This is a genomic window from Ignatzschineria sp. 22MB058224 (genome assembly GCF_058188435.1).
Genome location: NZ_CP187366.1, coordinates 703,597 through 718,430, shown reverse-complemented (window position 1 = coordinate 718,430; position 14,834 = coordinate 703,597). Strand labels below are relative to the sequence as shown.

The following is a 14,834-nucleotide window of genomic DNA, read 5'->3' as shown; positions in this document are numbered from 1 at the left end:
GAGCAATCTTAAAGCCCTTGATGCATGATGTATCAAGGGCTTTAAAATATAAGTTCATAAATAAAAACTATATCTCGTTATTAAACATGACTTCTCGCACAATATATTCTGCAATCGCCATGGATGATGTTGCTCCGGGTGATGGCGCATTACGAATATGTGTGATATTTCCTTCACGACGGATAACAAAGTCATCAACCAACTTACCATCTTTCTCCATTGCCTGAGCACGAATACCTCTTGTAGCTGGTTCTACTCGCATATTTGATAAAGAGGGAACATATTTTGTCGCTTCTTTAATGAAATTTTGTTGACTAAATACAGTCTTTGATTCGCGCATTGCTGCCGGAATATTACGAAATGCAAAACACCAAAACCCTGGATAGAAAAGGTACTCTTTTATATCCTTCCAATTAAATCCTTTGCCATCATAGTTTTCGCGAGCAAGCGACAGAAAAGCATTTGGACCAATTGTCATGCGACCATCTATTCGCTTGGTAAAATGGACTCCTAGAAACGGATATTTAGGATCTGGAACAGGGTAAATTAAACCTTTAACATCATGAGTGAATTCTTCATCTAAAACAAAATATTGTCCAAAAAATGGAACGATCTTAGGCGTATCAATATCTCCAGAATTACGTGCTAAACGATCTGATTGTAATCCAGCACAGCTTACCGCATAATCAAATTTTGTAGGAAAAGATGCTTCATTTTTTAAAATAATTTCAATCTTTCCATCATGAGCATTTTGAATGGAAGTCACGACTGCATTCAAAATGATTTTTCCACCACGTTCTTTTATCTCTTCGGCAATACGCTTAGCAATTGCTTCATAGCTAACAATGGCTGTTTCAGGAGAGTGTAGAGCAGCGACACCAATACAATTTGGCTCAACTTCTTTAATCTCATCACCATAGAGCATACGTATATTAGGCACTTCATTATCTTGAGCAATTTTAAAGAGTTTTTGCAGCCGTTCTTCTTCAATTTTATTAAGCGCAACAACAACTTTCCCACATTGATCATAAGGAAGTTGATTATCACGGCAATATTGCTGAACTAATTCAACTCCACGACGACATAATCTTGCTTTTAAGCTACCCTTTGCATAATATAAACCAGCATGAACTACGCCAGAATTATGGCTTGTTTGGTGTTTTGCAACATCAGGCTCTTTTTCAAATAGCGTTACATTGGCATCAGGATAGTCGATGAGAAGTTGTCGTGCAACGGATAACCCGTTAATTCCTCCTCCGATCACTGCATAGTTGACGGTTGACACATTTATCTCCTTATTTAAGATACTTGAATATGAAAAAACTAAAAAAAATCGAAAGTCTCTCTGATCAAGCGTTTGAACTTTTACGCGAAGCTATTCTTAACAATGTGTTAGAACCGGGAAAACTCTATTCCGCAACTGAGATTGGTGAATGGGTTGGGGCATCACGTACACCGATTCGGGAAGCCGCCCAACAATTAGCAAATATTGGCTTGGTACGAATCGAACGAAATCGAGGGATTCGAATTTTACCAACCTCACTAAAAGATCTCCTTCAATCATTTCAAATACGTCTGATGCTCGAAGTGCCATTAGTTCGCAAAGTTGCCATGATTCGTACTGAAGAAGATTTAAAACATCTTAATAAAGCGTATGAGAAACTTCAAAAAGCTGCTGAAACAGATGATGCAAAAGCAACTTTAAAAGCTGATAAAGAGTATCATTCTGAGCTTTTAAAAATTTCGGATATGGATCGAGCATTAACAATTATTGATAACACGCGAAATACGGTTTTATTAACTGGCCCAAGTACAATTCCACATTCTCGTTCTTGTATGGAAGCTTTTGAAGATCATAAGAATCTTCACGAAGCTGTCATAAAAGGCGATTCTGAAGCTGCAGGACAAGAGATGGAGCGTCACATAATTAATACCGCACGCTTGCTTGTGAAACAAGAATCAGAAAGTCGAGAAAATTGGAATGACTCAGATCTTCTTGAGCAATTCTCATGGATTCATAGTCGTTAAAAAAACTCCTCATTATTGTTATTTTCGATGATTTATTTTTATCACAATTGGATGTTGCATGCAACTAAGAGCGGCAAGAGATATTTTTTTATTGAAAATATTGCGATCTTGATTTGATTATTAGAATATCCAATATGTCCTATTCTATATATTATGTTAAATATTATGTTTATACAGTCCTAACTCATAAATATCTATCTCTTATAGATTCATAATAACGATCCCAAATTAATATTAATCGTAAGCTTACGTAATGAAACCTCAGAATAAATCTTGAGGTTTCATTAAAAGTATTTATATTCAATTTCTACTTGTATTAGAAAGATAGCCTGATGGCCAAAGCTGCTAAAGTGACTAATAAAATTGGCGTGGTTAAAATAATACCGACTTTAAAGTAATATCCCCAAGTGATTTTTAAGTTCTTCTGAGATAAAACATGTAACCAAAGTAGTGTTGCGAGGCTTCCTATTGGCGTTATTTTGGGGCCTAAATCACTACCGATCACGTTTGCATAAACCATCGCTTCTTCAGTCAGTCCTGCCGCCGTACTCGCATCAATAGAGAGTACGCCGACCAATACTGTAGGCATATTATTCATCACAGATGATAAAATAGCGGTGAGAACCCCTGTTCCAAATATGGATGCCCATAACCCGTTATCCGCAAGATGATTGAGAATATCGGTAATATAATTTGTTAATCCTGCATTTCGTAATCCAAAAACTACAAGATACATGCCTAGTGAGAATATCACGATTTGCCAAGGAGCGCCTTTTACAACAGTTTTGAGGTTGATTTTCTTTCCTCGATAAGCAATCAATGCCAAAATTAATGCGGCAATAGAGGCGATTAAACTGATAGGAATCTCTAAATAATCAGATGTGAAGAAGCCAATCAACAGGAAAACTAAAATCCCCCATCCAGCTTTAAATGTCGCTAGATCCACAATAGAATTTTTCGGTGCTTCAAGGTGATGAACGTTATATGAAAATTTTGTATCTCTTCTAAAAAAGAGATGGAGCACAATTAATGTTGTGACAACAGAAACGATATTTACCGGCAACATAACAGAGGCATAACGTGTAAAGTTAATATCAAAATAATCCGCTGAAACGATATTAACGAGATTCGAAACAATAAATGGCAAACTTCCTGTATCAGCGATAAAGCCAGCAGCCATCACAAATGCAAGCGTTGTTGCTCGGCTAACGCCTAAAGATAGAAGCATGGCCATAACGATTGGTGTAATAATGAGAGCCGCACCATCATTGGCAAAGAATGCCGCAACTAAAGCCCCGAGCAGAATTAGATAGGTGAATAGTTTTCGACTATTACCGTTGCCAAATCTGGCAATATGTAAGGCCGCCCATTTAAAAAAGCCTGCTTCATCTAAAATTAAACTAATAATAATAATGGCGATAAAAGTAATCGTCGCATTCCAAATAATTTCCCAAACGAGAGGAATATCCTCAAAGGTAATCACCCCAAATAAAAGTGCTAATATAGCGCCAATAGAGGCGCTCCAACCAATTCCTAAACCTTTGGGTTGCCATATGACTAACACCAAAGTCAGTATAAATATAATAATTGCTGCTATCATCAGTAATTTCCTAAAAAAGATCAATAAGCCCCTAATAAAGGAGCTTATCAATATATGATTTATTTATAAAAATAATGCTTATCAGTGATGAAAAAGTTTACTTAATCCTTCTATGCCTACAGGCTCATCATTTTGTAACCTAACAAGCGCTAAGTTTTCTTGACGTTTTGATACCTTTTCAATTTCCGCTTTTTCTTTCAAGGCTCGCTCTTTTAGGAGTCCTGATCGAGTAGGATAATTGACTAAACTGTTATTGACGATCCAGCCCCATGGTTGAATTCCTGCTCTACCTAAATCTTCTTCAAGATGCTGAGCTTCTGTAATGGGCGTTGTTTCCGCAAGTGTCACAAGAATAACCTTTGTTTTATCGGGATCTTGAATCTGCATCATCGGCGTTGTAACGCCTTTACTACCCATTTGCTTAATCACTTCATTGTGATAGGCACCTGTTGCATCTAATAATAGTAGTGTATGCCCCGTTGGCGCTGTATCCATTACGACAATCTTTTTACTAGATTCTCTGATAATTCTCGAGAATGCTTGGAAAATCGCAATCTCTTCGGTACAAGGTGATCTTAAATCTTCCTCTAAAACAGCTTTTTCACTATCACTTAAATTATCCCCATGGCGTTTCATCACTTCCCCACGATATCTTTCAGTTTCCGCAGTAGGATCAATGCGACTGATGGTTAAATTGCTCAACGCTTCATCATTTAAAGTCGATGCTAAATGTGCTGCAGGATCAGATGTCGATAGATGAACCTGTTTCCCCATTTGCGCTAATTTAACGGCAATTGCTGCGGCCATCGTTGTTTTCCCGACACCGCCCTTCCCCATTAGCATTAATAATCCCGTATCCTTTTGAGCAAGTTTTTCTACCATAGTTGCTAAATTGGGAACAGTAACATTGATTGCTTCGGGTGTTATCAATGTTTCAAACGAGAGATTCTCACGATTTAACAGTAATCTTAAGTGATCAATCCCCACTAAATTAAAGGGTTTTAAAGGGATATAATCAATCGATAATTTCTCAAGATTTGATGGGATGGCTTTTAGAATTTTCTGCTCTCTTTCATAAATTGTAGCCCCTAGTTCATCCTTCTGCGCTTCTTCTTTAGGAAATAAGCCATTGATCACGAGATATTGTTTATGAATTCCAAGAGCATACAGTTCATCGAAAGTTTTAGATACCTCATTGATTGCACTTCTTTGCGCTCGAGAGACAAGAACCATCGTTGTCATTTTTTCATCAGCTAAAGCATCAACCGCAGCTTTATATTGAGTTTTCTGTTTTTCTAGTCCTGCTAAAGGTCCTAAACAAGAAGCGCCTTTTGGTGAAGCTTCTAAGAATTCGCTCCAAGCACCTGGCAACGATAGCATTCTAATAGTATGACCAGTGGGTGCTGTATCAAAGACAATATGATCAAATTCACGCTTAATATCACTATTTGTTAATAGTGCTGTAAACTCATCAAATGCCGCAATTTCAGTGGTACATGCTCCAGATAATTGCTCTTCTATTCCGGCAATAACATCTTCAGGAAGTGTGCCTTTAATAGGATCAATTATTTTTTTACGATAGGCTTCAGCCGCATCGTGAGGATTAATTTCAATCGCTGAAAGATTTGAAACAGCCTTTATCTCGGTAATATGTGAACCTACTTTTTGCCCGAATACTTGAGCAATATTAGAAGCAGGATCGGTACTAACAATTAATACCTTTTTCCCCATATCCGCCAGCGTTACAGCCGTGGAGGCGGCAATAGATGTTTTTCCAACACCGCCTTTACCGGTAAAAAATAGAAAGGGAGAGGCATGTTTAATAAAATTCATATCAATAACTCCTAGTTCAACCGCTATAAAAGCGCTAACAGATCTTTTTCTTGAGGATAACTTTTAGAGAAGGCGATCACTTCATCGATGATCACTATCGGTAGCGCCGAACTTCCCTCTGCTTCTAATAAATTTTTCACAAGAGTGTTCTCAGCAAATTTCGCTGGCTCTTGACCTAAATTATACCGAGTCACGGGATAACCTTTCTTCTTCAAGGATTCAACAATTCCCGCCATTCTTACTAATTCATCATCAGGAGTTGCGCCACAAACGCCGGTACTGCAACATAATGCTGGATCAAAAATTTCGATTTTTTTCATAAATATTTCCTTACAATTGATATTTAAAAAGAACCTAAACTACTTTTTCCCCATCTTCTTTATAAAAACTATTTAATTGAGGCTTGGTTAAGATTTCTAGGACTTTTTCAGAGGGTCTACAAAGAGCTGTACCTTTAGATGTAACAACAAAAGGCCTATTAATTAAAATTGGTGTTAGAAGCATATGATCAATAATCTGCTCTTCACTTAAAACTTGATTTTTTATTAATTCAAATTCATTAACATTTTTTCTTAAAGCTTCACTTGGTTTCAGTCCAGCAGAAAAAATTAATTTTTTTAGTTCATGTTTTAAAGGAGGTGTTTTCAAGTATTCAATAATAATAGGCTCAATCCCAGTATTTCTAATCAGCCCTAAAACATTTCTTGAAGTGCCACAATCTGGATTGTGATAAATAATTACTTCATTATTTTTCATTTTATAAATCTCTATTTTTAAATTTTAATAAATCAACTATTCAACAATTATTGAAATATTTCAGGAGAAGCTTATATACCAATTATTCAACTAGTATTGAAATATTAGATGAGTAATTATATATACAACATCCTAAAATTATCTTAAAACATTTTTAAGTTTGGGATGTTTCTCTCGAATAGATAAACAATGGTTTGGGTTATTAAAACAACATTCATCAGTTAAAAATTCTACTAAAGATAACATTAAATCAATATTAGCTTTATAACGTAGGAACCTTCCTTCTTGCTCTACATATAGCATTTCAGCGTGTACAAGAGCCTTTAAATGAAAGGATAAATTAGTATTAGGAATATCCAGGAGAGTTGCTATTTCTCCTGCGACTAAACCTGAATCACCATATTTAACTAGTAAACGGTATACATCCAATCTGACTTCGGATGACAGCGCTTCAAATATTTTTATTGCAATTTTCTTTTCCATATTTTGATACTACAACTTCTATTGAAATGATGCAAGTAATTCCTATAAATTTTTCTAAATGCCTAAACAACACTCTTCTTTTAAAAAATTAATAATTTCATCAAGTTTAGTATAAATAGGAATACATCTGATAATTCGCCCTTCCTTTCTCTGTTCAATTAAGCCAATATGCGCCATTCTAGATAAATGATGTGAAAGAGTCGAATTAGGGATATTTAATTTTTGTTGTATATCTCCAACTATAGCACCTTCGGTTCCTGATTTTACTAAATAACGAAAAATCGCCAATCGATGGACATTTCCTAATTCAGCTAAACATTTAGCAATATTTTCATGTTGTTGCATGGTGATAACCTTTTTTAATTTCATTATATGGATCTTCTCATTATAGTTGACATCCTAAATTTTGTTGTATAACTTACATTTCCATATTACTAGAAATATAAAACAATCAAAAAGGAACTATATCAATGACTGAAGAACTAAAGAATGCTATAGAAATGTTTATCTTTCTAGCATTAGAATTATCCATCCTATTTATAGGAATAAGTTTTATTATCAGCTCCTTACAGGAGAAGTTTCCTTTTTTAAAAAATGGCTTTTTTCTTAAATCAAATAACAAAAGAAGCTATTTAATTGCTGCTGTATTTGGTGCTATAACTCCATTTTGTAGCTGTTCTACTATCCCTATGTTAAAAGGCATGTTAAAAGCAAAAGCTGGGTTTGGTCCAACCATGGTGTTTCTATTTGTTTCGCCATTGTTAAATCCTATTATTGTTGGCCTGCTGTTAATAACTTTTGGTTTTAAAATAACAATTATTTATTCCTTCTCTGCACTTTTAGTTTCACTATTTTCGGGCTGGATGTTGCAAAAAATGAACTTTGATCGCTATATTATCGAAGAAAAAATGAAGGAAAAGAGTAGTTGCCAAAATAACACCTGTGAGTCTAATTTATTAGTAGAAGTAAATATGGGCGGTGGTAAAAAAATGGCTCCTCCTAAAAAGAAAATAAATTTCAAAAAAATCTGGCTTACTACATGGTTAGAATATAAAAAGCTCGCTTTATACTTATTTATAGGGATTGCTATTGGGAGTATTATTTATGGTTTTATTCCAACAGAATTTTTAGTTAAATATGCTAGTGATGACAATCCATTTGCAATACCTATCGCGGCTATTATAGGTATTCCTCTATATATTAGAGCTGAAACAGTTATTCCTTTAGCCGCAGGATTATTAGCTAAAGGAGTGGGGACAGGAACAGTCCTAGCATTAATTATTGGTAGTACTGGAGCGAGTATTACAGAGTTGATTTTATTAAAATCGATATTTAGAACTCAATTATTAATAGCTTTTGTTGTCATAATATTAGGAATGGCTTTACTTGCAGGCTATTGCGCATATCTATTTTTTTAAAATGAGTGAAAAGGCTCTACTGTTAGGTAGGGCCTTTTCACTTATCATGAGGCATTTAGAAAGCAATTAATGAGGAATTGATATTCGTATTCTGTTCAATTAAAATTTTTTCTATTTGCACTTCATTCAGCCCTCTTTCAATTAAATTTTCACGTAATAATTTAAATCTAGTATTAACAACTTGTTTCGCTTCGTAAGCTCTATCTGAAACAAACTGGGCATTAAATTCATTTTCAATACGGTAAAATCGTATGTTTGATACACATGAGTTAAACCACTCGTATCTATAAGTGACTTCTTGAATTGCAATGGTTGCATGCGCTTCGCCAATTCCTTCATCACCTATATATACACTGCCCTGAATATTCCTAAAACCATGATTTTCTAATGCAAACATAAACTTCATCAATATTCTTATGAGAATTTTCTACCAAATGATTGGTATCTATATCTAAAATTATTAAATAACGGCTCATTAAAAATATCTCCCATTCTGCAAGTTAGTATTGTAACGGCAAACAAAAAAATTATGATTTTAAATCATCGTTATATGAATATTATTTTAACATAATAATTTAATGAACTAATTGTAGACTCTGTTAAATAACATTTGTCTTTAATCACAAATATTACATGATTGCTTCACGCTGATGATAAGCATGGGCAGACCCTCGTTCAATCATAAAATCAAGTATAGAAATGATTTTAGATTTCAGTCTTGCCTCTTGTTTTATTTTATACTTATTTGAATAGATAAACCTTCTCATTAGCTTTTCTAAATAAAATAAACTATTTGATTCTAGATCATCAAGATTAAGGGATGGATTTTTTGAAACAATATTATAAATCCAATTGATTCCCTCATCTATGAAAAGATTACCAATTGTATTTAAAACTCTTACAATTGAATATAATGTAGCAGGAACATGACCTATTTCTTGTGATATATGATTGTAGATGTATATATTCTCCTTTTTCAAACTATGCCATTCACTTTGGCCTTCTTGCCACCATTCCCATGCCAATAAATAATTAATAATAATTTTTTTTAAATAATGTTCATTCGGATGCTCAATACATAATTTTTTGATTGATGGGTATAGACAATCCCAAATATACCAAAACTGCTCGTTGTGATTCAGAATATCTTCAGTCATTACTAACTCTTTAATTAAATTACCTACCTCTTCACTTGAAACGAATGAATCAATAAACGGTTGAAGATAGCTAGCAATTTCTTTTTTTTCTCTTTGTAAAATGAAATGAGCAAATCTTTTGAAAATATTTAGACGTAATAAATATAGCTTTCCAGCATCTCCTTGTATCTTATTATTTTTATCCAATAGCTGATTAGCTAGTTTTTGATAAATTACTTTGTGTATATTTAAATGAGTTTTATTTTGTGTGTTTGATGGAATCAATTGAAGAACTATTTCTAAATCATGAATATCAAGCAGATTGAGTTTCTTTATTTCAAATGAATTATTTTCAAAAACAGATTTGAGATGGTTGCCTTCTAATTCTTCTAAAATTTCACTTCTAGAAATGGGATTCCAGTTTCCTTGCCTTCTTTGTTGTTCATATGTTTTGTTGCGAAGATCTTTGTAAATAGGCGCTAGTTTGATATATCCGAATAAAATAGTTTGTGCTACAGGTTCATGATTTGTCCATAAATTTGAGTTTCGAATAGATTCGATAACATAGTCACATACTCTTTTATAACTCCCGATTGACGTCTTATCTAAGAGAACAAAAATAATACATGAAATATATTCTTTCACCTGTCCAGGAAACTCATTTATTAGTACAGGTATTGCATGAATAGAGGCTTCTGTACCATCACTGATTTGGTAATGGTAGTCATCATGAAATAAGTTAAGCACAGTTGAAAGAACAATCTCGCTACAAAACTCTTTGTCTTCACTTGTTAGTTTATCTATATGTTCAATTAATAACTTAGAGCATACAAATACAGGAATGACATAATCCCCTAAGCCTTCTCTTCCTAATTCAAGCTCTTTAATAAGCTGCTTAGTTTCTGATAAAGCTATCAATGGATTGTCGTTGTATTTCTCATATTGTTGACCTTCTTTATTAATATTGAATAGGAAATCAGACCATATTCTTAATGAGCCATATTTATGAAGATCTTGAAATTGATTTGTAGCTTGCTCACTTTTCTGTTTTAAGTCATCAGAAAGTTTAGTTTCAAATTCGATTAATAGTTTATCGTCGACTTGTTTTGTTGCCTTTGGAATAAGATTTCGTCTATCCATTCTAGCTAGTAAAATTCCAAAATTTTTACTCTTTTCTGGGCAGGATTTGTGTTTATCAATTATTTGATAGAGTTTGTTTATAAACTCATCATTTTGTTCTTCTGTAAATCCTTTAACTCCATAAAATTGATAATTAAAAAATAATGTTTCTAGATTTATTTTTCTATGTTCATCTTTGCAGGTACTTAATCTCTCATTAGCATATAGCCTATCAGAGATTAGATTCATTCCATACCCCATTGAATAAAGTGATTTAGCTTCGTGCTCTCTTAAGCTCCTAATTGAATCAAATTGAAAAAATTCTATTGTATTAAATAAGATTAAGGCAATTGAGTAATATTTATCAGGATTAGTTAGCACTATGCTGATCACAACGGCAGTAAGTGATGCTGATTTTGATTGAGCAAGGATTTTTAGAAGAATATTTTTGAATATTGTTAATCCAGACTCTGAGTCAATTTGTTTGGCAATATCTAATAAAATAACTTCTAAAGCCATGTGCATTGATTGCAATATACTTGGAACAACAGGACTTCCATTGCCTCTATACATGCTCCAAATTGACCAACTTAGATACTGTGTTACTTCTTTTCCTTCAATATTTAATGGGACTTGGATAACATCTTCTTTTCCATAATCTGATTCACTATATGTTTCTACAGATCGATTTGTAAAATCAACAATAAAATCTAAAGTTTCATGAAAAGCAATTTGTAATAACCACTTGATCGGTGTTTGGTTAGCACTAGAAGGGAAGTATCTAAAATGGTGGTCATCGCTTAACCCATATCTACTTTCCATTGAATCTCTTCTATACGAACCAAATATACTATCGTCATCTTCTACTGGTTGGGCTTGCCAAAATAGATCGCATAATTGAATGACTGATAGTGGAAGACTAACAATTAATTTAGTTGCTAAATATGGTTTGTCTAATATATTAGTACACAGCCCTGTAATCCTCCCTAAAAATAATACCGACTATAAGTAGAATTTTCTCGTATTATTTACTTAGGAGAAATTGACTATGAAAAAATCAAAATTCACAGACACACAAATCATGTCGATCTTAAAGCAGAATGAATCAGGCGTGCAAGTGACCGATTTATGTCGAGAGCATGGGATTAGTTCGGCGACATTTTATAAGTGGCGTTCAAAATATGGAGGCATGGATGCCTCGATGATTACTCGCTTAAAAGAGCTAGAAGCGGAGAATGCAAGGCTCAAAAAAATGTATGCTGAAGAATGTTTAAAGTCCCGTATCCGCCAAGAAGCTTTAGAGGGAAAGTGGTAAAGCCATCTCAACGAAAAGAGATGGCTAAAGCTGTTTTAAAGACTCAAGATATCTCCATTCGTTTAGTTTGTGAGATATTTGGGATTAGCAAAACGGCTTTTCACTATCAGGCCAAAGCCTCTTCCGAAAACAGACTCATTGAAACTTGGTTACTGAAGTTAACTAAAGCTCATAAGCGTTGGGGTTTTGGTTTATGTTTTGATTATTTGAGAAATATTCAAAAGTTCCGATGGAATCATAAACGAGTTTTAAGAGTTTATCGGGAATTAGAGCTTAATCTCAGAATTAAACCTAAAAAACGAATCATCAGAAATTGCCCCGAAGCATTGGGATTAGCGACAGATATTAATCAAATATGGTCGATGGATTTTATGTCTGACAGCTTGCAAAATGGACGTTATTTCCGAACTTTTAATGTGATTGATGATTATAATCGAGAAGGTCTTTGCGTGGATATTGATTTTAGTTTACCGACAGAAAAAGTGATTCGCTCCTTAGAGAGAATTATTGAATGGAGAGGAAAGCCTGCAGCGATTCGATGTGATAATGGCCCTGAATATATTAGCCAGAAATTAATTGATTGGGCTAATTCAAAGAAGATCACTCTGATCTATACTCAACCGGGGAAACCCACACAAAATGCTTATATTGAGCGATTTAACCGCACCGTAAGAGAGGAGTTACTATCGAATTATCTGTTTGGAACAATCAATGAAGCACAAATTTACTCCACTAAATGGCTATGGAGTTATAATAATGAAAGACCCCATTCAGCCATTGGATCTGTGCCACCGTGTCAACTTTAATAAACCAAGAGAAACCTTCTACTTTTAAATAGCCCTAAAAAGGGGAGGTTTACAGCCCAACATAAGGATTACGGTGTTTTGTCCATTTATTTGTAAGAACCTGATCAAAGATTGTTTTTAACTTCTCTTTAATTTCAAATGATGAATTAAAAATGATTTTAAAAATATCCTCTTTTTCATTACGAATGTAAAATTTTTCTTCGCTTTCGCTTTTTTCTATCAGACTGATGGCTAGTAAACCTGAATTTCGTGTTGTATTACCTTTATCATTAGATTTGCACCAAATAGTTAAAATAGGTAGGACAAGTTTGAAGTTTTTGTAGAAAAATTCTGATTTATCTTTGTAAATAAAGGCGATCGTTTCTTTCCAACCTTTACCTTTAGGGAGTGTTCTTTCAAAATTTTGAGCTGTTGGAATATCTATACAAGCAATTTGTAATAGGAATAAAATTCGTTTCAATATTTCTGCATCATTAGCCATCATTTCTTGTGTAAATAATCTAAAAAACTCCGCTGAATAGTCTGATAATAAAACTGAAACTAAGATTTCATCTTTCCAGAATTGAGTTATTTGACTATGAACAAAAGCTTCTTGGATAAAGTTTATTATTTCTTGGTCATTCATTAATAAGGATTCGGACAACCATAGCCTAAATGCTCTTCGTATTGGCAATGAGGTTCCCAGTTCATCAAAAAACTGCTTAATTTCTAAATGATTCAAATAGCAACGAGAGATGATTTTATCTAAAGCCCATTCTTCATAAATATCATGAGTGATAAAATAGCCATCATGTGCTTCATCATAAGCTAAGATTTCATCTTGTTTTAAGTGAAAAAGAGCGGTCTGCGGTAGATGATTTGCATTGATATAAAACTTACCTGTTTCACATCTGCATTTTGCAATGTTGACAATGCATTTGTCCCTTTCTTGGTGGAGATTGTCTTTTTGGATTGAGTTATTTTGTATGCGCTTTTTCCAAAGCAAATTGATGAAGTCTTTAAAACTCCCATTCTTATTTATATAAGCATTTTGCTGGATATATTCACTTAGATAAAATAAATTTCTTAACCTCTCTGTGAATTTTTGGTTTTCAGGAAGTGAAAAGTGAAAATTGTCTGAAATAGATTGTAAATGGTCAATATCAATAAGTGAAACATCTTGAATTTCACAGGATAAATGATAGTTTTCTTTTATATGGAAAAGTAAATCATTGAGATAAGAATAACGAGTTGTGAATACAATATTCCAGCCACTATCTTTTAACGTTTGTACTAACGAGATTAGAATCTCATTGTTTGTGGACTCTGCAAGCTTTTCAGCTGAGTCAATAACAAAGACTTTGATAGACTCATCTTTAAAGGTATTGAGAAATTGTACAAATGTGAATTTATTATCAAAGTGAAAAATATCATTAATATGAGATACATTGAGTTCGTTCGCTTTGAAAATACACATAGGAATTTCTTTTTTGTAAAGATTATAAAACTCTTTAAATAATGCCGTTTTACCACAGCCACCTTCTCCTGAAATGATGATATTTTTTTTGTTTTGTAAACATTTTTTGATTTCGTTAACAATATCGCTGCGTTCGATTTTAATTTTTTGATCACCGAAAGGAATCTCTGTCTGTATTGCTTGTAGGATTTGATGATTATGCTGATAAATTTCATCATATAAATTTCCCTCATTAGGAACAAGAGAAAAGAATAAATCGAAGAGGTATTTGTTTTCAGGCAAAGATAGCTGTACTTCTAAATGACTAGGAACTCGCCAATGAATAGTTATCCCTAAATTTTTAGCTGACTCCTCAATAGCTAATTGATATTTAGGTTTTTTATTCTTTTTATCATTACTTTCGGATAGCTCTTGGTTAAGGTATAAATATATATTCTGCAGATGAGGGTTTGTTTTTTTTGCTTTTTGAATTGAATCAATAATGTCATGTTTATTGGTGGAAATCGAAGTTGTATAATATTTAGCTTGAAAACCATAATATTGATTATCTTTTTTGACAGGTTCTGTTTCAATTCCTGTTTGATTTTTATAACGAAATAATCCAATTCTAATATCAAATTCGGCACAAAATAATAAGTAAGATAATCGTTCAAATGCCCAAGGTTCTTTTTCATTGTTTTTTACACTGAAAGCTTTCCAATTCATCGTTATCACCATTATTTCTTTCAATCATCGTAATTCGATCATTGTAGCAATCATTTATTAACTTAGCTTTATGTTAGTCTATATATAAGTCTTTAATATCTTTATTTCATGAAAGCTAGTTTATCTTATGGGTAACTTCATGAATTTCACTCCGTGAAGCTTGGTTATTTGATTTCTAT

The 14,834-nt window shown here is 33.4% G+C and carries 13 protein-coding genes; 3 read left to right on the top strand and 10 right to left on the bottom strand.

Annotated features, from left to right (window positions below; translation table 11 throughout):
• Positions 1-67: 67 nt before the first annotated feature.
• A complete protein-coding gene (gene lhgO, locus ACPF7B_RS02915) occupies positions 68-1,285 on the bottom strand; it encodes an L-2-hydroxyglutarate oxidase (RefSeq protein WP_490506138.1) in 1,218 nt (405 codons plus the stop codon).
• Between the two features lie 29 nt (positions 1,286-1,314).
• Here lhgO and ACPF7B_RS02910 point away from each other — a divergent pair, with 29 nt between their 5' ends.
• Complete coding sequence (locus tag ACPF7B_RS02910; RefSeq protein WP_490506137.1) at positions 1,315-2,028, top strand: GntR family transcriptional regulator; 714 nt, start codon at positions 1,315-1,317, stop codon at positions 2,026-2,028.
• Between the two features lie 316 nt (positions 2,029-2,344).
• On the opposite strand, the gene ACPF7B_RS02905 is transcribed toward ACPF7B_RS02910, so the two are convergent.
• The 6 genes from ACPF7B_RS02905 to ACPF7B_RS02880 form a co-directional block, all read right to left on the bottom strand.
• On the bottom strand, positions 2,345-3,628 hold the full coding sequence (locus tag ACPF7B_RS02905) for an arsenic transporter (RefSeq protein WP_490506136.1): 1,284 nt from the start codon (positions 3,626-3,628) through the stop codon (positions 2,345-2,347).
• Positions 3,629-3,709: 81 nt separating this feature from the next.
• Positions 3,710-5,461 carry an arsenical pump-driving ATPase gene (arsA, locus tag ACPF7B_RS02900; RefSeq protein ID WP_490506135.1) on the bottom strand — a complete coding sequence of 584 codons (1,752 nt, stop codon included), beginning with the start codon at positions 5,459-5,461 and terminating at the stop codon, positions 3,710-3,712.
• A gap of 23 nt (positions 5,462-5,484) precedes the next feature.
• Complete coding sequence (gene arsD, locus ACPF7B_RS02895; protein WP_109201072.1) at positions 5,485-5,781, bottom strand: arsenite efflux transporter metallochaperone ArsD; 297 nt, start codon at positions 5,779-5,781, stop codon at positions 5,485-5,487.
• A gap of 34 nt (positions 5,782-5,815) precedes the next feature.
• Positions 5,816-6,217 carry an ArsC/Spx/MgsR family protein gene (locus ACPF7B_RS02890; RefSeq protein WP_109201073.1) on the bottom strand — a complete coding sequence of 134 codons (402 nt, stop codon included), beginning with the start codon at positions 6,215-6,217 and terminating at the stop codon, positions 5,816-5,818.
• A 138-nt stretch (positions 6,218-6,355) separates the two neighbouring features.
• On the bottom strand, positions 6,356-6,700 hold the full coding sequence (locus tag ACPF7B_RS02885; RefSeq protein ID WP_286479256.1) for an ArsR/SmtB family transcription factor: 345 nt from the start codon (positions 6,698-6,700) through the stop codon (positions 6,356-6,358).
• A 54-nt stretch (positions 6,701-6,754) separates the two neighbouring features.
• Positions 6,755-7,069, bottom strand: a complete 315-nt coding sequence (locus tag ACPF7B_RS02880; RefSeq protein ID WP_490506134.1) for an ArsR/SmtB family transcription factor — start codon at positions 7,067-7,069, stop codon at positions 6,755-6,757.
• Positions 7,070-7,170: 101 nt separating this feature from the next.
• On the opposite strand from ACPF7B_RS02880, the gene ACPF7B_RS02875 reads away from it, so the two are divergent.
• Positions 7,171-8,118: a permease gene (locus ACPF7B_RS02875; protein WP_490506133.1), complete on the top strand. Its 948-nt coding sequence runs from the start codon at positions 7,171-7,173 to the stop codon at positions 8,116-8,118.
• Positions 8,119-8,173: 55 nt separating this feature from the next.
• Here the strand turns inward: ACPF7B_RS02875 and ACPF7B_RS02870 are convergent, their stop codons facing one another.
• Together ACPF7B_RS02870 and ACPF7B_RS02865 are read right to left on the bottom strand one after the other, a co-directional pair.
• Complete coding sequence (locus ACPF7B_RS02870; RefSeq protein WP_490506132.1) at positions 8,174-8,515, bottom strand: VapD; 342 nt, start codon at positions 8,513-8,515, stop codon at positions 8,174-8,176.
• A gap of 232 nt (positions 8,516-8,747) precedes the next feature.
• Positions 8,748-11,195, bottom strand: a complete 2,448-nt coding sequence (locus tag ACPF7B_RS02865) for a hypothetical protein (RefSeq protein ID WP_490506131.1) — start codon at positions 11,193-11,195, stop codon at positions 8,748-8,750.
• A gap of 226 nt (positions 11,196-11,421) precedes the next feature.
• On the opposite strand from ACPF7B_RS02865, the gene ACPF7B_RS02860 reads away from it, so the two are divergent.
• Positions 11,422-12,494 (top strand): IS3 family transposase gene (locus tag ACPF7B_RS02860; protein WP_490506130.1). Its coding sequence is split into 2 segments (ribosomal slippage): positions 11,422-11,683 and positions 11,683-12,494, totalling 1,074 coding nucleotides; the frame shifts between segments, so codons are not numbered across the junction.
• Positions 12,495-12,543: 49 nt separating this feature from the next.
• Here the strand turns inward: ACPF7B_RS02860 and ACPF7B_RS02855 are convergent.
• The gene (locus ACPF7B_RS02855) at positions 12,544-14,655 is read right to left on the bottom strand and encodes an nSTAND3 domain-containing NTPase (protein WP_490506129.1); all 2,112 of its coding nucleotides are present in this window, start codon (positions 14,653-14,655) and stop codon (positions 12,544-12,546) included.
• Positions 14,656-14,834: the final 179 nt, after the last annotated feature.